Annotated in this window: 21 protein-coding genes; 11 read left to right on the top strand and 10 right to left on the bottom strand. The window is 28.5% G+C overall.

Annotated features, from left to right (window positions below):
* From MPF13_RS05945 to MPF13_RS05905, 9 genes are all read left to right on the top strand, one after another.
* The gene (locus tag MPF13_RS05945) at window positions 1-840 is read left to right on the top strand and encodes a hypothetical protein (RefSeq protein ID WP_249981415.1); all 840 of its coding nucleotides are present in this window, start codon (window positions 1-3) and stop codon (window positions 838-840) included.
* A gap of 48 nt (window positions 841-888) precedes the next feature.
* Window positions 889-1,212 carry an STAS-like domain-containing protein gene (locus MPF13_RS05940; RefSeq protein WP_249981414.1) on the top strand — a complete coding sequence of 108 codons (324 nt, stop codon included), beginning with the start codon at window positions 889-891 and terminating at the stop codon, window positions 1,210-1,212.
* 8 nt (window positions 1,213-1,220) lie between these two features.
* Window positions 1,221-1,826, top strand: coding sequence for a PIN domain-containing protein (locus MPF13_RS05935; RefSeq protein ID WP_249981413.1), 606 nt, complete (start codon window positions 1,221-1,223; stop codon window positions 1,824-1,826).
* A gap of 763 nt (window positions 1,827-2,589) precedes the next feature.
* Window positions 2,590-3,321: an SOS response-associated peptidase gene (locus tag MPF13_RS05930; RefSeq protein WP_249981412.1), complete on the top strand. Its 732-nt coding sequence runs from the start codon at window positions 2,590-2,592 to the stop codon at window positions 3,319-3,321.
* A gap of 508 nt (window positions 3,322-3,829) precedes the next feature.
* Complete coding sequence (locus MPF13_RS05925; RefSeq protein WP_249981411.1) at window positions 3,830-4,252, top strand: DUF6943 family protein; 423 nt, start codon at window positions 3,830-3,832, stop codon at window positions 4,250-4,252.
* A gap of 131 nt (window positions 4,253-4,383) precedes the next feature.
* Window positions 4,384-5,025 (top strand): DUF6266 family protein, encoded by a 642-nt coding sequence (locus MPF13_RS05920; protein WP_249981410.1) that lies wholly within the window; start codon window positions 4,384-4,386, stop codon window positions 5,023-5,025.
* Window positions 5,026-5,210: 185 nt separating this feature from the next.
* Window positions 5,211-5,576 (top strand): YchJ family protein, encoded by a 366-nt coding sequence (locus tag MPF13_RS05915; RefSeq protein ID WP_249981409.1) that lies wholly within the window; start codon window positions 5,211-5,213, stop codon window positions 5,574-5,576.
* Window positions 5,577-5,730: 154 nt separating this feature from the next.
* The gene (locus MPF13_RS05910) at window positions 5,731-6,252 is read left to right on the top strand and encodes a hypothetical protein (RefSeq protein WP_249981408.1); all 522 of its coding nucleotides are present in this window, start codon (window positions 5,731-5,733) and stop codon (window positions 6,250-6,252) included.
* A 31-nt stretch (window positions 6,253-6,283) separates the two neighbouring features.
* Entirely contained in the window at window positions 6,284-6,643 is a 360-nt protein-coding gene (locus tag MPF13_RS05905) for a hypothetical protein (protein WP_249981407.1), read from the top strand.
* A 104-nt stretch (window positions 6,644-6,747) separates the two neighbouring features.
* Here MPF13_RS05905 and MPF13_RS05900 read toward each other — a convergent pair whose 3' ends face one another.
* From MPF13_RS05900 to MPF13_RS05890, 3 genes are all read right to left on the bottom strand, one after another.
* Complete coding sequence (locus MPF13_RS05900) at window positions 6,748-7,416, bottom strand: bifunctional 4-hydroxy-2-oxoglutarate aldolase/2-dehydro-3-deoxy-phosphogluconate aldolase (RefSeq protein WP_249981406.1); 669 nt, start codon at window positions 7,414-7,416, stop codon at window positions 6,748-6,750.
* Window positions 7,417-7,436: 20 nt separating this feature from the next.
* Complete coding sequence (locus MPF13_RS05895; RefSeq protein WP_249981405.1) at window positions 7,437-8,654, bottom strand: 6-phosphofructokinase; 1,218 nt, start codon at window positions 8,652-8,654, stop codon at window positions 7,437-7,439.
* 118 nt (window positions 8,655-8,772) lie between these two features.
* Complete coding sequence (locus tag MPF13_RS05890) at window positions 8,773-9,819, bottom strand: sugar kinase (protein ID WP_249981404.1); 1,047 nt, start codon at window positions 9,817-9,819, stop codon at window positions 8,773-8,775.
* A 156-nt stretch (window positions 9,820-9,975) separates the two neighbouring features.
* Between MPF13_RS05890 and MPF13_RS05885 the strand changes: the two genes are divergently transcribed.
* Window positions 9,976-11,004 (top strand): LacI family DNA-binding transcriptional regulator, encoded by a 1,029-nt coding sequence (locus MPF13_RS05885; protein WP_249981607.1) that lies wholly within the window; start codon window positions 9,976-9,978, stop codon window positions 11,002-11,004.
* Window positions 11,005-11,055: 51 nt separating this feature from the next.
* Complete coding sequence (locus MPF13_RS05880; RefSeq protein WP_249981403.1) at window positions 11,056-11,706, top strand: peptidoglycan-binding domain-containing protein; 651 nt, start codon at window positions 11,056-11,058, stop codon at window positions 11,704-11,706.
* A gap of 31 nt (window positions 11,707-11,737) precedes the next feature.
* Here the strand turns inward: MPF13_RS05880 and MPF13_RS05875 are convergent, their stop codons facing one another.
* The 7 genes from MPF13_RS05875 to MPF13_RS05845 all read right to left on the bottom strand — a co-directional run bounded on the left by MPF13_RS05875 (window position 11,738) and on the right by MPF13_RS05845 (window position 19,201).
* Window positions 11,738-11,971 (bottom strand): hypothetical protein, encoded by a 234-nt coding sequence (locus tag MPF13_RS05875; RefSeq protein ID WP_249981402.1) that lies wholly within the window; start codon window positions 11,969-11,971, stop codon window positions 11,738-11,740.
* 39 nt (window positions 11,972-12,010) lie between these two features.
* Window positions 12,011-12,295 (bottom strand): hypothetical protein, encoded by a 285-nt coding sequence (locus MPF13_RS05870; RefSeq protein WP_249981401.1) that lies wholly within the window; start codon window positions 12,293-12,295, stop codon window positions 12,011-12,013.
* Between the two features lie 174 nt (window positions 12,296-12,469).
* On the bottom strand, window positions 12,470-13,171 hold the full coding sequence (gene prfH, locus MPF13_RS05865) for a peptide chain release factor H (protein WP_249981400.1): 702 nt from the start codon (window positions 13,169-13,171) through the stop codon (window positions 12,470-12,472).
* A gap of 253 nt (window positions 13,172-13,424) precedes the next feature.
* Window positions 13,425-14,816 carry an RtcB family protein gene (locus MPF13_RS05860; RefSeq protein WP_249981399.1) on the bottom strand — a complete coding sequence of 464 codons (1,392 nt, stop codon included), beginning with the start codon at window positions 14,814-14,816 and terminating at the stop codon, window positions 13,425-13,427.
* A gap of 54 nt (window positions 14,817-14,870) precedes the next feature.
* Entirely contained in the window at window positions 14,871-15,062 is a 192-nt protein-coding gene (locus tag MPF13_RS05855) for a hypothetical protein (protein ID WP_249981398.1), read from the bottom strand.
* 47 nt (window positions 15,063-15,109) lie between these two features.
* Window positions 15,110-16,225: a PcfJ domain-containing protein gene (locus MPF13_RS05850; RefSeq protein WP_249981397.1), complete on the bottom strand. Its 1,116-nt coding sequence runs from the start codon at window positions 16,223-16,225 to the stop codon at window positions 15,110-15,112.
* A gap of 861 nt (window positions 16,226-17,086) precedes the next feature.
* The gene (locus MPF13_RS05845) at window positions 17,087-19,201 is read right to left on the bottom strand and encodes a glycoside hydrolase family 97 protein (protein WP_249981396.1); all 2,115 of its coding nucleotides are present in this window, start codon (window positions 19,199-19,201) and stop codon (window positions 17,087-17,089) included.

The raw sequence follows: 19,201 nt of genomic DNA, 5'->3' as shown, positions 1-19,201 counted from the left end.
ATGGAGAGTAAGATTGTTTATGAATTATCAGGAAATATAAGTACCAATTTCGCTGGTACAAAAAAATTATTTGAATTTTATAAGTCAGCTTCAGACTATTATAACGAAACTATTTATTTAGACTTTTATCATTTAAACTGGTTTGACGCCAATTTAAGCGCATTATTTGGAAGTATTTTAACTAAACTAAACAAAGAAAATAATTTAGTTTTTTCAACAGACATAAACTATTTAAGAGAGCATTTTGATGTTTTATTTAGAAATGGTTTTTTTAAGAATGGCACTAAAATTGCTGATGAACAGCAGTCTACCATTAATTATAAAAGTATTTCTCCAAATGATAAAATTGGCTTTATTGATTATATCGAAAATGACTTATTAAATCATAGAGGTATGCCAAATTTTTCTGAAAAGGAAAAAGACGAAATTTTAGAATCCCTTATTGAGGTTTTTTGTAACATACAAATTCACTCAAAATCTACCGAAGACTTCTATGTATGTGGTCAATATTATCCAGAAAAGAAAATCTTAACTTTTTCGATGGTAGATATAGGTATTGGGTTTTTACCTGCAATAAAAGAAAGAACAGAAAATGTTATAAATAATGATTACGATGCAATAAAATGGGCTTTAAAGAAAAGAAATACAACTAAAAGCTCTCCAGGCGGTTTAGGTTTATATGATTTAAATTCGTACTTTAACCGAACAAAAGGTAATTTACAGATAATTACTGGTGATACTTTTTGGAGTACTGAATTAGAAAATGCTGTAATAAAAAAATTTACATTTCAAACCCCTTATGTTGGGTCAATATTAAATTTGTTTTTTAATTATAATTAAAATACTTTTGCACACCTTATTAAAATATTTTTTTAGTAACTTTACAATATGAATATCAATATTTTAGATATTATAAAATCAGATTTAGCAATAAATCTTACTGATGGCTCTTCCCTTTATAAAGCTATCAAAAACTACAAGCCATCAGAGATTGTCATTTCTTTTATTGGTATAAAACGTATTTCTACTGCTTTTTTAAACGAGTCAATTGGCTGTTATGCAATTAATAATTCAAATGAAATTCAATATTTAAAATTTGAATACCCTTCTGATAAAGAATTATTTTCGTACAAAGTAAATGATGTAATTGAGAACGCTTTAATGGGTGATGAGTATGATGCTTTAGTTGATAATGCTCTTCAATCTCTTTAAAAGCTAGTATGTCTTTTCATTATTCAAAAGCATCTTCTCATTCAATAAATAACAGTGAAAATTATTTCCTTGATGCAAATATTTGGCTAAAAATATTAGTTCCAAAGAATAATCAATCTTATAAAGATAAAAATTATCTCTTATTTTTTGATAAAATACTAAAGAACACAAAAGTTAGGATTGTTGTTTCTGCTCTTGTTATTTCAGAAGTAATTAATAGAATTATTAGAGATGTTTATTATGCTAAACACTTAAAAAAAACAAAACAATTACAGCCAAATTTTACACCTTCAAAAAGTTACTACAAAGATGTTTTTAGATGTTCATTAGAATATAAAATAGCTTACAATTTGATTTGTGACGAAATAAAAAATTACCATTCATCAATTGATTTAATTAATGATGAATTTGGTTCTACATTTAAATTTAAACATATCCTTAAAGACCCTCCAAAAAATTTAGATTTTAACGATTATTATTACTTTAATCTTTGCAAAAAAAAAGGATATTATTTAGTTACAGATGATAAAGATTTTTGGGTTGAAGATGTTAATATTGTAACAATGAGTCCTACACTATTAGATAAACACATTGCTACACTAATTAAAGTATAATTTTCCTTGTTGATATTAGTATTGGTTTTTAATAATCAAGCACAACACAAAACCCAGTTTTTTCACGACTCAAAACCCTCTGTCTTTTGTATTGTTCCGCTTTCCAATACTAGTTTAGCATTTTAATATTCTAGTGGTACTTGCATTTTACAGCTTGTTTCATTCGTAAATTCATTGCACAACTATAAAAAGCAATCTTTACTATTGTTTTCATAAAACACAAAACTCTCCAAAGCTATATTTACATAATGAGCAGTTATATACACATTCATTTAATTTCTGGTCTATAACGCCATTATGTAAAATAGCGGCTCATCCAACGCTCACGTAGTTACATAATAGGATACTATAGTTATTTAATAAAGATTCTAACACTGTTGCATTGTTTTTATAAGTGCTTTTATCGTCTTCATAAAACAAGGTAAACTATCATAATAAAGTTGAAGTATCTATAATAATTTCTAAGCACCTATAAAATCAAGAAAAGCCAATAAGAATATACCTGTTTATTTGTCAAATAATTACAAGTAAATTAGTCTCACTAAAAGCGGATGCTCATTTGGTTTTATTAATAGTTAGTAATAACATATAATAATACTTTAGGTAAAAGGTAATTTATAGCAACCGCTTTTAACAAAACCAATAATAAAAAAAGAACAATACAAATAAAAAGGCATACACTTATTTTCGCTTCTGCCAGCGCACTAGGTAATTTAATATTATTTTTTTATAGTATCTTTAAATAAAAAGTATTTCTATGTGTATGCATATTTCTTTAACTAAATCAAAAGAAGACATTGAGAAAAAGTCTAAAATGATTTTTAATTACCCCGATTCTTTTGAATCCTATTTTCATTTTAATGGATGGGAAAATAAAAATTTAGTGATTGCAAAACAAGACGACCCAGAGTTATTGGAGTTAGCAACTTGGGGTTTACTGCCAACTGAATACGATATAAATAAAAGAAAAGACTTTTTAATTAAGACAAATACTCTTAACGCTACTAAAGAAAGGCTATTTCATAGTAATTTATACAGTCAGTTTATAAATTGGCAGAGGTGTTTAATTTTTGCAGATGGTTTATTTGAACCACATACAATTTCGGGAGTAAAAAGAAAAGTGCCTTACTATTTTAAGGAAAAGAACCACGATTTACTCGCTTTTGCAGGTATTTATTCTGTTTTAGATGATAATTCACAAAGACCTATTTATTCAGCTTCTATTATAACAACAGAGGCAAATAAGATGTTTAAGGAAATTCACAATAAGCCAAATAAATTAGGGAGTTATAGAATGCCTTTAATATTAGATCCCTCAAATTATTGGGAATGGTTAAATGCAACAGATTTAAAAAATGTAAAAAGACTATTAAATTCGTTTACAAATCAAGAATTAGTAACCTATCCAGTTTCACAAGATTTATTTTCAAATAAAATTAATACAAATGTACCTAGTATAATAGAAGAAACTCCTACTCAAAAAAGTTTGTTTTAAAATAGAAAACCCACTTCTATGAGAGGTGGGTAAAAATTGCTATGAAAAAGAATGTGAGCGTAAACTCACAATAGAAAAGATATTAAATTTTAAAAAAACATTTTTAGTTTATTATTTCTTATCTCATTCATCTGCACAAAACCATCGCTAAAGCCTGTATTGAGCGTAGTCGAAATATCCAAGTATTCCTTATCTCAAGTCTTTGTTTGTTTCATTTCACTAAAAAAAATAATCCTAAAATAACAACATTTAGAACGGTAAAATAAAAAATAGCAAATATAAGTGCCTTGCATCACCCAACGCTTTAAGCCTGTAATGGTCAAGCCCTAAGGGTTTTGAATAAAACTTTTTCTAATATTTTTTTCAATTTCATTTTACCTTCTAACACAAAAAACTTTTACCCAAAAACCTTGACAACCTATCCAAAGGCACTAGTCTAAGGCATATCTCTTTTTACTTCCAAAAAAATGTGCGAAGCGCAGCGAAGCATAATTTTAATTGGATACCTATGTCAACTTTTGAAATCAAGACCCATCAGATTGGGCGCACTTACTCAAACCCTCACTTTTTTATACTAAACAAAGGATTAAACAGTGGAAAACCATTAGATCTCCCCTGCCCTAATTGTTTTGTAATAATGTTAAAAAATGAAGAAGATAAAAACACACTATATCATTTATCTATGATGCTTCAAATAGGCGGATTTTATGCATATTATTTAAAAGGCAGTGTTATTCCTTTTATTTCTATAAACGATTGTAAAAACACTTTATTAAAAGGTTTTGAATCAAGTAAAGATTTAGAAATTATTAAGCATATAAAAGCTGTCAGTATAATTTCTAAAAAAGAAAAAGAGTTACAGAATGTCATTAAAAAAATGTCACTTTTAAAAATAGCATATATCAAAAATGCCTTTAAAAACGCAAATTAGGGCAACAAAGGGCAACAAAAATGAAACGCTCTTTATTGCATAAAATTTGCGATATATTACTATAGTTGGTACAAGTTAAAACCAAATCCGTACCAACTCCAAATGTATATTAATATTTAAATCGAAGTAAAATGGGAAAAATTTCACAAGGTATTTTAGGTGGATTATCTGGTAAGGTTGGAAACGTTATCGGAGGAAATTGGAAAGGAATTGATTATTTAAGAATCAAACCTTCAAGTGTTAGGAATCCTCGAACAGAGGGACAAGTTAATCAACGTAATAGATTTTCTATTACATTGGAATATTTACAACCAAATTTAGGGTTCATTAAATTAGGCTATAAGTCGTTTGCAACAAAAAAGACTGAGTTTAATGCAGCAATGTCTTATGTATTGAATAATGCAGTTGGTGGTACTGCTCCAAACTTCACAATAGATTATTCTTTAGCATTATTAAGTAGAGGAAATTTATCAAGTGCTCAAAATGGATCAACTGATTTAACTACACCAGGTGAAGTTAATTTCACATGGGATGATAACTCTACTGACGGAAATGCTAATACTAATGACAAAGCTATGGTTTTAGTATATAACCCAAGTAAAAAAGAATCAGTATATATTTTAGATGGAGCTGATAGAACTACAGGAATACAAAATGTTTCAATACCAAGTTCTTATGCAGGAGATACCATCCATCAATTTATTGCATTTATTTCTGCTGATGGTAGTATAGTTTCAAATAGTACTTATTTAGGCTCTGGATTAGCTAATTAATAATTGTTATCTGTATTTAAAAACCGCTCATTTGAGCGGTTTTTTTTGTGCTATATTTGTTCTTTAATCTATTGTTATTTATTCTTTAGTTTCCTTTAATATGTATAATTTGTATCCTATTTGTTGCCCTATCACTTCAAACCCACTAAAATCAAGGATAGTTAAATATTGTATTGGAAAGTAAAATGAAATGTCCCTGTAATCCTACTAAACTTTATGAAGATTGTTGTAAAAAAGCACATCAGAATATACACTCTGTAACTACTGCAGAAATTTTAATGAGATCTAGATATAGTGCATTTGTTTTAGCTAATATTAATTATTTACAAAAAAGTCATTATAGTTTAACAAGACCTTCTAAACTAGAAAAAAAAGAAATATTATCTTGGACAAAATCTGTTGAATGGGTAAAATTAGAAATATTAAAATCAACAGAAAACTCAGTTGAATTTAAAGCTTATTTTTTTGAAAACACATCATTAAACTTTATACATGAAACTTCTTTTTTTATAAAAGAAAATGATCATTGGGTATATAAAAATGGTCTTTAAAATATATAATTCCAATTTTATAACCTTAAATAATTGTGTTTAAATTAAAAAAACAAAAGATAATTTTTCTTTTTAATAAAGAATAACATTTGTCATGTTTCTTAGATAAAAGTCAACATAAATTTGCTGCTTATTAATAACAAATTAAGTAGTTTTGAAAAAAATAATTCTTATAACTTCACTTATTCTGTGTAGTTATATTGCATCTTCACAAGAAAACAAACACGATCATTTTAAACATTTTAGAGTAAGCCCTGTAATTAGTCATACATATATACCTATGGCTACAAATGAAGGAGATAAAACTGTAATAGTACCTTCTATTGGTTTAGATTTAGAATATTGGGTTAATGAAAAATGGGGTTTTGGTTTCCATAATGATTTAGAATTAGAAACATTTGAAATAGAAAAAGATCATCAATTATTTGTTGAAAAAGAATTTCCTGTTGTATTAACTTTTGATGCTCTTTATAAATTAGATGAAAATTGGATTTTAGTATTGGGTACTGGAGTAGAATATGAAAAAACAGAAAACCTTTTTATAATTAGAGCAGGTATAGAATATGAAGTTGAATTTGGTAATCATTGGGATGTAGCTCCAACAGTTTTTTACGACCATCGTTCTCATAATTTTGGAACTTGGTCTATAGGTATTGGTATTGGAAAACGTTTTTAGTACATTTAAAAATTAATTTTTAAATGTACATATGACTATTAAAGATTTAGTTGGTAAGTTTTCTATTATTGGTAACAATCAAGATGAAAATAATGATTCTTATAAAGGAGAACTGCACTTAACTTTAAATGAAAATAACCGAATCAATGCCAAATGGATAATTAATAATACCCAAGAACAATTTGGTGAAGGTTTTTTTAAAAACAATATCCTTGTAATAAATTTTAAATACTATGGTTATGAAGATAAAACTTACAAAGGTGTAGTTGTTTATAAATGTTTAACTAAAGATATATTAGAAGGTTTTTGGTCTGAAGAAGAAGGAAACCCTCTTTATTTAGGAAAAGAAAATTGTTTTAGAATAACAAATGACAAAACTAATGTTTGCTAAAGTTAAAATATCTCTTTCTTTATTTAATTAATCTTTAAAAATAAAACATAAAAAACTCCAACTTAAAAAGTTGGAGTTTTTTTATTCAATTAATTTACTCTTATTTATTTTCTAACAGCTTTTACAATTGCTAAAGCATCTTTTACATCTTGCTCTAATTTTGCATAATCTTTGTTAGCTATAATTTCTTTAGAAATTAATTTAGATCCCATACCTACACAAGTTACACCTGCATCAAACCATCCTTTTAAGTTTTCTTCAGTTGGTGCAACACCTCCAGTTGGCATTACACTTGTCCAAGGTTGAGGACCTTTAACTCCTTTTACAAATTGAGGACCATAAATATCACCAGGGAATAATTTTACGATTTCACATCCTAATTCTTCTGCTCTAGTAATTTCTGTTAAAGTACCACATCCAGGAGACCATAATACTTTTTTACGATTACATGCAATAGCAATGTCTTCTCTTAATACAGGAGTTACAATAAAATTAGCTCCTAAAGCCATGTATAATGAAGCTGCACCTGCATCTGTTACAGAACCAACACCCATAATCATTCCTGGTAATTCAGCAATAGCATATTTAGTTAATTCACCAAAAACTTCGTGAGCAAAATCACCACGTGCAGTAAACTCCATTAAACGAGCCCCACCATCATAACATGCTTTTAAAACTTTTTTACTTAATTCTATATCACTATGAAAAAATAAAGGAATCATTCCTGTTTCTTTCATTACTTGTGCTACTTCTAATCTTGAAAATTGTGCCATAATATTATTTAATTTAATTTTTAATTCCAGTTTAATATTTTTTTGAAATCGTATGCTTCTGGGTTTGGTAAATATTTTTTTGCTTCACTATAATCCTTTTCTTTAATGTAAAAAAGGTTTTTAATAAACAATTGTGCCATGTCAGAATTTATATCAACTAATCTAGGAGGTATTTTTCCTTCATTGTCTTCAAAATCTTTTAAATATAATGGCATTATATCTCCATTAGAATTAGCACTTACAATACATCCTGAAACACCATCATCATATAATTTTTTTACACCTATACCTAATAAAGTACATAAAGTTAAGTCAAATGCAATTGGTTTAGAACATCTTAATTCATATCCTAATTCAACTGGTCTAGATTTTATTTCTAATCCTAGTTCTTTTAACTTAATTTGTAATAAATAATTAAATATATGTGATTTACTAACGTTTCCTAATTCTGGATGACCATGATCATCATAAGTAAAATTAATTCCAGAATTTATAATTTCATCTTCATCCATAAAGTGAAATACTCCTTCACTAACTAAAGCTACACCATATTCAATTCCTTGAATTTTACATTTAACAATAGATGAGATAATCATATTAATAATTTTCTCAAATGTAATTTTTGTTTTGTTAAACATTTCAGGTATAATCATCATTTGATAATGACATGCAGATGCAATACCAAAAGCCAAATGTCCTGCAGAACGTCCCATAGCTGCTACTACAAACCAATTTTCACTAGTTCTTGCATCTTCATAAATTGTATTCCCAATACGAACTCCTTCATCTTTTGCTGTATGAAACCCAAAAGTTGGATTTCTATCAGGTAATGGTAAATCGTTATCTATAGTTTTTGGTACATGAACATGAGCAACATCTAAATCTTGACTATTTACATATTTAGTTAATCTATTAGCTGTAGAAGCTGTATCATCTCCTCCTATTGTAACTAATAATTTTACATTATGTTTCTTAAAAAAGTCTGCCTTAAAATCACTGTCTTTAGGCTTAAATCTACTCATAATTAAAGTAGATCCTCCAAGGCTAAAAATTCTGTCTGCTCTATGAAAATCGAAAAAAACTATTGAAGGGTCCTCAGAAAGTAACCCTTTATAACCATGATGAACACCAATAACATTATAACCATCTTTTAAAAAAGTTTTGGCCAAAGTACTTATAACTGTATTTATACCTGGAGCAGGACCTCCACCACACATTATGGCTATTGATTTTTTCATTTTAATACTAATGTTTAAGGATTGGTTATAATATTTAATGAAACCTACAAGGTAAAAGCTAATAGAATTATCAGCATTAAACCTTGTAGGTTATTTACAAACTTAATTGTTTGTTATTTTATCTTGCTACTCTTCCAGATGCATCACCACCCATTAGTTTTTCTACTTCAGCAACAGTTGCTAAGTTAGCATCACCTTTAATAGTGTGTTTTAATGCAGATGCAGCAACAGCAAAATCTAATGCATTTTGGTCATCTTCTGGGAATTGTAATAATCCATAGATTAAACCTCCCATAAATGAATCTCCTCCACCTACTCTATCTACGATATCAGTAATTTGGTATTGACGAGTTTGGAATAAAGTTTTACCATCATATAAAACTCCTGCCCAAGTATTATGAGATGCAGAAATAGAACCTCTTAAAGTAGTAATTACTTTTTTAGCTCTTGGAAACTTTTTCATCATTTGCTCACAAACAGATAAAAACGCTTCAGCTTTAACATTATGTCCTTCAGTTTGAACTGAAATTCCTTCTGGTTTAATACCAAAGTGCATTTCAGCATCTTCTTCATTACCTAAAACAATATCACAGTAAGAAGTTAATTCTGTCATAATAGACTCTCTATGAGCAGCGTCACAGAAATTCCATAATTTTGCACGGTAGTTTAAATCTGTAGAAATAGTAATTCCTTTTGCGCTAGCAGCTTTTACAGCTTCTAAACACACATCTGCAGCTCCTTGAGAAATTGCTGGTGTAATACCTGTCCAGTGAAAAAACTCACATCCTTCAAATACAGCATCCCAATCAATCATTCCTGATTTTATTTCAGAAATTGAAGAATGAGCACGATCGTAAACAACTTTAGAACCTCTAGATACAGCTCCTGTTTCTAAGAAATAGATACCTAAACGATCTCCTCCATAAACAATTTTATCTACGTTTACACCTCTTTTACGCATTTCCATCATTGCACACTCACCAATATCATTCTTTGGTAAACGAGTTACGAAATCTACATCTACTCCGTAATTTGCTAATGAAACTGCTACGTTAGATTCTCCACCACCGTAAACAACATCAAAATTGTTAGCTTGTGAAAATCTTAAAAATCCCTGTGGAGCTAATCTTAACATGATTTCTCCGAAAGTTACTACTTTACCCATTTTAATTCTTATTTAATATTTTTAGTTAATTGCTTAAACGTTTAAGCGGTTTGATAAAATAAAATCAAAAGACTATATTTTGACTATCTTCTTTTGATTATAAAAAATATCGCACTATATTTGCTTTAACGATTAAGCAAAGATATAAAAAAAAATATTATCAAAAAAAAAACCACAATAAAAGATATTGCAAATGTTCTAAACATTTCACCAGCAGCAGTATCTAAAGCACTTCATAACGACTCAAGAATTAGTGAAAAAACTAAAACTGCAGTAAAACAGGTTGCTAAAAATTTAAATTATCAACCAAATCATTTAGCTAGTGCTTTAAGAAGTGGAAAAAGTAAATTAGTGGGTGTTATTGTTCCTAGAACAAATAGTAACTTTTTTTCTTCTGTACTTCAGAATTTAGAAGAAGTGTTGAATAAAGAAGGATATAATATTATAATTACGCAATCTAATGAATCTTATAAGAAAGAATGTGATAGTATTGATGCGTTATTATATACTCAAGTTGATGGTATTATAGCTTCTATGGCTAATGAAACTGTAGATTTATCGTATTATGAAAAAATTAAATCGAAAGGAATTCCTTTAATACTTTTTGATCGTGGAGAAAATGATTTAAACGTAGATTATATAGGAATTGATGATTATAATAGCAGTCATTTAATTGTAAACCACTTAGTTAGTCAAGGTTGTAAAAGAATAGCACACATAGGTGGTTTTAAACGTACTAGAATATTTAACAATAGAATTAGAGGATATATTAATGCTTTAGAAAAACATAATTTACCCTTAAATGATGAACTTTTAATTGAATGTAATTTAACAATTGATGCAGGTAGAGAAAAAATGTTAGAATTACTTTCTTTAGAAAATAGACCAGATGCAGTTTATGTTGCTGGAGATTATGCTGCATTAGGTGCTCTACAAGTTTTAAAGGAACAAAACATAAACATACCTAATGAAATTGCTTTAGTTGGTTTTGGAAATGAACCATTTAGTTCTATGGTTACCCCATCTATAACAAGTATAGAACAACATAGTAAAGATATTGGAAAAAAAGCAGCCATAGCATTTTTACAACACATAAAAAACAATACTGTAAAACAACAATTAACTAAAACTATTTTAGATGTTGAGCTTTTAATTAGAGATTCTTCTAACAGAAACAATAGTTAAGATTCTTTTTAGAAACTTTTACCTATTTTTGTTTTAACCAAACAAATTCTTATGAAACAACTAATCATTTTTCTTTTACTAATTATCGCATTTATAATTGGTTATGGAAAATACTCTCAATATAAAAGATATAATTCTCCTAACGTAGATTATAAAACGGACAAAAAAATAGATTTAGAATATCATAACCAAGAATTGGTTTTAAATTATTACAAAGCTATAGAAGATTTAAATAGCTATGTTATGATGCAATGGTCTACTAATGGTATTGATGTTAGAACTCCTGAAGATGATAATGAAGAAACTAAAATTGCTGTTAAAAAATATTCTAATAAACTAGCTACAATAAAATATTACGAATCTAAATTAGAAAAATCTATTTCTTTAAAAAATAAAGGAGCTTCTAATAAAGAAATAAAATTTTTAGAACAAACAGGTACTGATTTACAATCTCATTTAAAATCTATAGCTATAAAGAAAATTAAAAGTATGTTTGACCCTAAAGAAAAAATGATTTACGGTCAAAAAAATGCTTTGATTTTTGAAGTCCAAAAAAGATTAATTTCTAAAGGTATTATTGTTGTTAATGATGGTCTTTATAAAATCGAAACCTTAAATGCTATTAAAACTTTTGAAGAAAAAAACAATCTTTATCCTGATGGTATTTTAGATGTTTTAACCTTGGATGCTTTGTTTAAATAAAAAAGATGTTGATTTAAAACCAACATCCTTTTTAGAACAAGAAACCAAATCTTCTCTTAATATTTTCATTTGGAGCTTCAGTTTCTTTCTCATTTATTGAATCTTCTTTTATAAAACTTTTAGTTTTAATTCTTTCTTTTTCAGATTTTAAATATTCAATAAATTCATTATTAAAAGCATATATATGAGCTAATTTAATAGTTTCTAATGCTTTAGTATATTCTTTTGTGTGTTCATATAAATTTGCCTTTTTTAAATATAACATCGCTTTATCCGATCCTTTTACTGTTAATGCATAATTGATTTATTCTTCAGCTTCATTATAATTTTCATTCCATAATAAAGCATTTATATAATGAGATTGAACCTCTAAATTATTAATATTTTCTGCTAACACTAACTTGTAATTAGCAATTCCTTCTTCGTAATTGTTTAGAATCTCTGCATATACTCTTCCCATTAAACTCAATGCCATTTCATCGTTTTCATTATATGATAATGCATAATTTAATGCTTCTATACATTTTTCTAATTCATATGGATAAGCATCTAATGCTTTAAACACATAATTGCTATTTATTGTTGTCATTTTTTTTATTTTTTTTCATTGCGAACAGAGTGAAGCTAACTGCTCTTAATTAATGAGATTACTTCGTAAACTCGTAATAACTGTCTTTTTATTCCAATTGTTTTCGTTTGTCATTTCGACCTTGTGGAGAAATCTTAAAACAAGACCTTTCGACTGCGTTCAAGGTGACATTGGTTACTCTAATTGTTTTCTTAAATCATTTTTAAGTTGGTTTCTCTTACTTTTAAATGATTTGTCTTTTTTTACAGCTTTAAAATCTGTTCCTTTAAAAACTCTCACAGGATTTCCTCTTTCTAATGTTTGATGATTTTCCCACTGATTTTTTAATTGTTCTTTAGCTTGATCAACTGTAAATTCTTCCAACTTTTCTTGTAGCCTTTTTATAGCTGTTTTTTTATTCTGATGTTGAGATCTGCTGTCCATAACCAAAACTTGAATTCCTGTTTTTATGTGTTTTGCTCTAATTGCAGAACTTACTTTATTTACATGCTGACCTCCTGCCCCAGAACTTCTTATGGCTTGAAATTGAATGTCTTTTTCTAGGATTGTTTTTCCTGATAAATTAGTAACCTCATCAACATCAAAACAACCTATAAACCAGTTTTTACGTTTATGAAACTTTCTAAATGTTGAAGTACCAATCCATTGAATGGTGCCCAACCAGTTTTTTAAAAAATCAGCAGGTTGGTTTCCTTTTAGCTGAATACTTACAGATTGTATAGTGCCATTTTCTATTCCTGTTTCTCTGTTGAGAATTGTATAATCAATCTTATTGCTTATCAATTCTAACAAGAATATTCTGAACACTTTTGCTACTACATATTCACATTCTGCTGGTCCTTTTCCTGCTGATATTTGTATTATTTTAGTTTTCATTTTTTTCTATTTTCTGTCATTTCGACTTTATGGAGAACTCTCATAATCTTTTAAAAGAGATTTTTCGACTTCACTACGTTTCACTCAAAATGACAAACTTTTTAGTTTTTTAATATGCTTTTAGCTTTTGGCTATTTGCCTTTAGTTGACAAATACGATTGCGTTAGGGATTGAAGCATTTGTTTGAGCTCTTTTTTCTTTTTCAGAAAAAAAGCGAGTGCGTAAATCCCGACCTTTAGGGAACGCCCAAATATTACTTATCCATTCTTACAATTTTTGGTGTAAATGTGCCTAACACTTCTACCAATTCTTGCTGATTTGCCATCACTTTTCTGATATCTTTATAAGCCATTGGTGCTTCATCAATTCCACCACCAATTAGTGTAACATCGTTCATTTTTAATTGATGTTTGATATCACTTTTAGTGAACTTTTCTTTACACTTTCTGCGAGAATGTTTTCTGCCTGCTCCATGTGAAGCCGATTGCAAACTCGCCGAATTTCCCAAACCACGAACGATAAAACCTGGTGCTGTCATAGATCCTGGAATGATACCCAACTCGTTCTTTTTAGCGGGTGTTGCTCCTTTTCTATGCACAATGCATTCTTTATCATTTACGGTTTCTTTCCAAGCAAAATTGTGATGATTCTCAATTTTTGCTACAGGTTTTGAACCTATTAATTTTGCAATTCTGGAGTGAATATCATCGTGACAAGCTTTGGCATAATCGCCAGCTAAATTCATAGCTTGCCAATATTCTTGACCATCGTGCGTATTTAAATCTAACCAAGCCAAATGCTGCACATTTTTTGGTAAATGGCATTGTTTTGTTGCCAAATACGTGTAATGTTTTGCAATATTTGAGCCCAAACCACGTGAACCACTGTGAGATAAAACACCTATATATTCGCCAGTTTGCAATCCGAATTCATTGTTGTTTTCTGTGATAGCAATTGTTCCAAATTCCACAAAATGATTGCCACTTCCTGAAGTTCCTAATTGTTTATATGCTTTGTCTTTTAAGCGTTTTATCAACGGAATTTCTGTAAACTCTTCTCTATAAAATATTTCATGATCGTTTTTTTTAGCGTGCGTTTCTCGCATTCCGAATTTTGTATGATCTTTTAAAATATTTTCAAATTGATGTTGTTTCCCTTTCAAAAATGAAACCGGAATTGGATAAACCGTCAAACACATTCTGCAACCAATATCTACACCTACTCCATAAGGAATTACTGCATTATCTGTGGCTAAAACTCCGCCAATTGGCAAACCATAACCATAATGTGCATCTGGCATTAAAGCACCTTGCACAGCAATGGGTAATTTTAGAGCATCATACAGTTGATACTTTGCTTGTTCGTCAATTTCATTTTCGCCATAAATAGAAAAAGGCACTCTTGTATTTTTTAGTTGATGCATTTTAACTTCAACTGGTTTTACCAAACCTTCTGCAACTTTTCCCCAAATCGCATTTCCTTGAAACTTTTCAGGAGCTAATAAAACTTCTTTAGCTTCTTCTAAGATGCGCTCTTTCTTTTCTCTTTTTCTGTATCTATTAATTTGCCCTAAAGCAATATTGATACTATTATTCTTTGGAAAGCCTAATTTTATTAGGTCTTTTCCTTTTAGTTTATTTCCCATGATATTTTATCTTTTATTAAGAGAAGATGATATAAACTGTTATCACCTTCTCTTTTATCTACTTAATAGGATTGCTTTGATAATGAAAAATATAATCCAAAAAACGATTCTTGCTTTTGCATCGAAATCTTCATCTGAATTTACATGATTCGCATTTTCAATTGCTGCTGCATTCATATAATTTTCATATTCTACAGCATCATAACTCCCTTTTATTTGTGAATTATTAACCCACAAATCTATCATCTGTAAAGATTTTTCATCTGGCTCTTCATTAAATTTGGCTTTTGCTTCTATAATTTTTTTTTTCTTAAACCAACTTCAATTGTTGCCAAACGTTCTGTCAATTTATTTTCAGAAACTCTTTGTAAAGAAAAAATTGTACTTACACCTTCCTTACAATCTTTATCATAATCTGCAACACAGTGATGCATTGCATTACCTTCATCAAAAAGAGCAATTGAGTTTAATAATTCAATTGTTTTATAAACAACCTTCTCTCCATTTTCGTTTTTTTCTAGATTTAAAGGTGTAATTCCAGAAGTTTTCCAGTTTAAAATCTCTCCAATTTCTGCTTTATACACATTCTTCTCCCATTCTAAAGCCTGAAATATCAATGCTCTTTGCGTTCTATTTTTCATAGAGAATTTTTTATTTTCTCTATATTTATACATCAAAAACTCTAAGATTTTATCCAAATCTTTTGCATTTACATTTGTTTCTTTTGCAAAAAACAGAACTACAGTTTCCCAAAATTTTTCTTCGTTTTCATTTATGTTAGACAACTTAGAAAAACCGATAACTTTAGCCGTTTTTATAGAAGCTCCAAAACCTAAAGCTTGGGCAAAACGCAATGCTTCATTAGGTTTAAAAATATTAGGAGCATTTTTAAATTCGTGAGCCATTTTATTAGTTAAATGTATTGGCATTTGAGATAAATCTTTTACACTTTTCCCTTTACCTAATTGTAAATACCAAAGCATAAATTTTTTATCAAATTCAAAAAATGTGTTTTCTAAGAATACTGGTGTTTCATAAATTGCAAAACTGTGTCTAATTAAAGATCTTAATTGCTCTTCTTTGTCAAAACCTTTTCTTTCCCAACTTTCAATATTTCTAACCATTTGATTACCAAAAGAACTAATGTTGTGCAAAACTTCTACACTTTTATAATCTCTAAGTAATCCATAACATTTTTGTTTGTATGCATGGATTAATAACCTTTTAAAAGTTGCTCTTTTCCATATGTATTTCTTCTTACTTGTTTTTCCAAAAAACTCAAGAAGCATCGTTTCTATAGTTCCTTTATAACGTGTTGGTTTGTTATTTGATTTATCTATTTTATCAACAAGTTTTAAAAAACTATTTTCACGGATATTTATATTTTTTGTGTTCCAATTCGGTTTCATTTTAAAGTTCTTTACGAGGTGATTAACTCAGTAAAGCCTTATAATTTGGCAAATACTCTTTCTTTCAGAAAAATCAAGACAATTTGTATTTCTTAATTATTCTGTTGATAAATGCTGGTTAAACAGCATATTTATCTGTTTTTGAGTTTCGAACTTTTGTTTAGACTATTGTTGGTAAGACATAAAAAAATCCGAAACTTTAATTTAGCTTCGGACTTTTCATATATAATAAAATATTGCTATTTAAATTTGTGAAAGTCGCGAAGTAAACAAGAAACAAAACCTAGTTCTGTTTGTATGTTTTTGTTTAATGGATAACTGAACATTGTACTTCGTTTTTAAATTTAATTTGTTGCTTAATTGCGATGCAAACCTAAAACGTATTTTTGAATTACACAAATAAAATTTTAATTTATATTGTTGATAATCAGTAGTTTAAATAAAATTTAGGTAATAGATTTCTTATCCGCTTTTTAGCAGAAATAGTGAGTTTAGGTAACTCTTTGAAGTTGTGATATGTAACTAAAAACTACACTTTGAATTAGCATTTATAAATTTTTGAAAAAAATTATAAAAAAAACGTCCAAAAAATGAATTTTGGACGTTTTTACTATTTTATTTAAAGTTTCTAACTAGAATATATACTTCAATAGTCGCAAATTGCGTCCGTTTTTTATGTGATTACTATATATATTCATTCGTATTTTACTTTTTATTGTCTTATTTTGAGCTACAAAGATGCAAAAAAATAAACAAAAAAGCACTCAAATATAAAATTTGAGTGCTTTTTAAGGCTGTAAATAAGATTTATTTTTAAATTCAAATCTATTTAGAACACCAATATTGAGGGCTTTATATATTTTATTTCTTAATTAAACTTATTGCCAAACCACCACCTTCAGCTAAATTAAATTTTACTTTTGATTCCTTTTTTACAGTAAAAGTATCAAATTCTATATCTAGAGGATTTTTATCCCAATGAGCAGATTTTCCATCTTTATATACTTTTGCTTCATAAATAGCATTATCATCTAAAAAACTAAAATCTATATTTATTTCTCTTGATTTTTCATCAGTAATACTACCTAAGAACCAGTTTTCTGATTTTCTTTCTTTTCTTGCAATTGTAACAAATTCTCCTACTTCTCCATTTAAAACTTTGGTTTCACTCCAATCTACACCTACATCTTTAATAAATTGTAATGGTTTTGGATTTGCTTCATAATGTTCTACTAAATCTGCTGCCATTTGAACTGGACTATAAATAACAACATACAATGCCAATTGATGAGCTAATGTTGTATTTACTTGGTTATCTTTTTTATACTCATTAAACTTAATATTAAAAATACCTGGAGTAAAATCTACAGGACCTGCAAGCATTCTAGTAAAAGCAACTATTGATAAATGTTCTGGTGGATTTCCACCATCTCCAGACCAAGCATTAAATTCTTGTCCTCGTAAACCTTCTCTAGAAATTATATTTGGATATGTTCTTCTTAAACCTGTTGCTTTAATAGGTTCATGAGCATTTACAGCAACTTGATATTTTGCCGCTTTAATTGCAGCGTTATTATATTGATTCACCATATTTTGTCCATGATGAAATTCTCCTTTTGGTAAAATTTTGCCAACATAACCAGATTTAACTGCATGCATACCATATTTTTGCATTAATGCATACGCTTTGTCTTGTTGTTTTTCATAAGTTTTAGTTGCTGCAGAAGTTTCATGATGCATAATAATTTCTACACCTTTTTCTTTTGCATAAGCAGTAACCTCATTTAAATTATAATCTGGATAAGGAGTTACAAAATCGAATACTCCTTCTCTATCTTCAAAACCAATCCAACGTTCCCAACCAGTATTCCAACCTTCCACAAGAACACCTCCAATATTATTTTTTGCAGAAAAATCTATAAAACGTTTTACATTTTCTGTAGTTGCTCCATGTTTTCCATGAGCTTTTCCTGTATCTGTCCATTTTCCATTAACCATTTCCATTCCATAATCCCAAGAAGACTTTCCTAAATGCATTTCCCACCAAACACCAGTGTATTTCATTGGCTTAAACCAAGAAAGATCACCTAATTTATTAGGTTCATTTAAATTTACAATTAAATTAGATGCTATTAAATCTGGAGCATTATCTGTAATTTGAATTGTTCTCCAAGGTGTATGAAAAGGTAGTTTTCTTTTAACTTTATAAGTTGTATTTCTAGAGCCAACTAAATTACTTTTAAAAGATAAATTCTTAGGATCAACTTTTAATGTCATACCAGAGTAATCTACCAAGGCAGCTTCATGAAAACTTAAATGTATACCTTCTTTACCTACCAAAGTTACTGGTGTATTTACCGCATTTTCTGGGATACTTGTTTGTGCTAAAGCATCATTTACCTTGTAATTTAATGCGTCAATTTCTGATAGTTTTGTGGTACTATACAAATGTTCATAAATATCCCAATCTCCTGGAATCCAAAAGGTTTTATAATCTTCAGTTAAATTAAATTCTGTATTTTCTTCTTTAATTAAGGCTTCTTTAAAGTTTTTTTGTTCAGGAAATTCATATCTAAAACCTACTCCATCATTATAAACTTTAAAAACAATATTTAATTTTCTTTTCAATTCTGATTTTTCTTGAAGCTCTACTATCAATTCGTTATAATGATTGACAACATCTATTTGCTCTCCCCAAGGTTTTTGCCAAGTTTCATTAAACTCTTTTATTGAAGAATTCATTACTTCAAAATTATCAGAAAAAGGATTTGTATTTTCAAAATCAAAACCTAATGATGATTTTTTTATAATGGTAGAATTCTTATAAAAAACTTCATAATGAGGTTTGCCAGATTTATCTAAATAAAAATCTAACATTATATTTTCGTTTGGAGAAACTAACATCATTTCTTGTTCTATAAAACAAGAAGAAAATACCCCAAAGCACGCTATAATTAAAAAAAATCTAATTTTCAT

This window comes from Polaribacter sp. Z022 (assembly GCF_023555495.1).
In the GTDB taxonomy this organism is placed as follows: Bacteria; Bacteroidota; Bacteroidia; order Flavobacteriales; family Flavobacteriaceae; genus Polaribacter.
Note: the sequence above shows the minus strand (reverse complement) of the source record. Positions and strands in the feature narration are given on the sequence as shown.

What these genes read in the sequence shown, in the direction of transcription:
- MPF13_RS05935 (WP_249981413.1), top strand. Translation starts at nt 1,221, where the DNA reads ATGTCTTTTCATTATTCAAAAGCATCTTCTCATTCAATAAATAACAGT.
- MPF13_RS05905 (WP_249981407.1), top strand. Translation starts at nt 6,284, where the DNA reads ATGACTATTAAAGATTTAGTTGGTAAGTTTTCTATTATTGGTAACAAT.
- MPF13_RS05855 (WP_249981398.1), bottom strand. Translation starts at nt 15,062, where the DNA reads ATGATAGATTTGTGGGTTAATAATTCACAAATAAAAGGGAGTTATGAT.
- MPF13_RS05860 (WP_249981399.1), bottom strand. Translation starts at nt 14,816, where the DNA reads ATGGGAAATAAACTAAAAGGAAAAGACCTAATAAAATTAGGCTTTCCA.
- MPF13_RS05895 (WP_249981405.1), bottom strand. Translation starts at nt 8,654, where the DNA reads ATGAAAAAATCAATAGCCATAATGTGTGGTGGAGGTCCTGCTCCAGGT.
- MPF13_RS05845 (WP_249981396.1), bottom strand. Translation starts at nt 19,201, where the DNA reads ATGAAAATTAGATTTTTTTTAATTATAGCGTGCTTTGGGGTATTTTCT.
- MPF13_RS05930 (WP_249981412.1), top strand. Translation starts at nt 2,590, where the DNA reads ATGCATATTTCTTTAACTAAATCAAAAGAAGACATTGAGAAAAAGTCT.
- MPF13_RS05925 (WP_249981411.1), top strand. Translation starts at nt 3,830, where the DNA reads ATGTCAACTTTTGAAATCAAGACCCATCAGATTGGGCGCACTTACTCA.
- MPF13_RS05870 (WP_249981401.1), bottom strand. Translation starts at nt 12,295, where the DNA reads ATGACAACAATAAATAGCAATTATGTGTTTAAAGCATTAGATGCTTAT.
- MPF13_RS05875 (WP_249981402.1), bottom strand. Translation starts at nt 11,971, where the DNA reads ATGTTATATTTAAAAAAGGCAAATTTATATGAACACACAAAAGAATAT.
- MPF13_RS05890 (WP_249981404.1), bottom strand. Translation starts at nt 9,819, where the DNA reads ATGGGTAAAGTAGTAACTTTCGGAGAAATCATGTTAAGATTAGCTCCA.
- MPF13_RS05900 (WP_249981406.1), bottom strand. Translation starts at nt 7,416, where the DNA reads ATGGCACAATTTTCAAGATTAGAAGTAGCACAAGTAATGAAAGAAACA.
- MPF13_RS05850 (WP_249981397.1), bottom strand. Translation starts at nt 16,225, where the DNA reads ATGAAACCGAATTGGAACACAAAAAATATAAATATCCGTGAAAATAGT.
- MPF13_RS05880 (WP_249981403.1), top strand. Translation starts at nt 11,056, where the DNA reads ATGAAACAACTAATCATTTTTCTTTTACTAATTATCGCATTTATAATT.
- MPF13_RS05920 (WP_249981410.1), top strand. Translation starts at nt 4,384, where the DNA reads ATGGGAAAAATTTCACAAGGTATTTTAGGTGGATTATCTGGTAAGGTT.
- MPF13_RS05915 (WP_249981409.1), top strand. Translation starts at nt 5,211, where the DNA reads ATGAAATGTCCCTGTAATCCTACTAAACTTTATGAAGATTGTTGTAAA.
- prfH (WP_249981400.1), bottom strand. Translation starts at nt 13,171, where the DNA reads ATGAAAACTAAAATAATACAAATATCAGCAGGAAAAGGACCAGCAGAA.
- MPF13_RS05945 (WP_249981415.1), top strand. Translation starts at nt 1, where the DNA reads ATGGAGAGTAAGATTGTTTATGAATTATCAGGAAATATAAGTACCAAT.
- MPF13_RS05940 (WP_249981414.1), top strand. Translation starts at nt 889, where the DNA reads ATGAATATCAATATTTTAGATATTATAAAATCAGATTTAGCAATAAAT.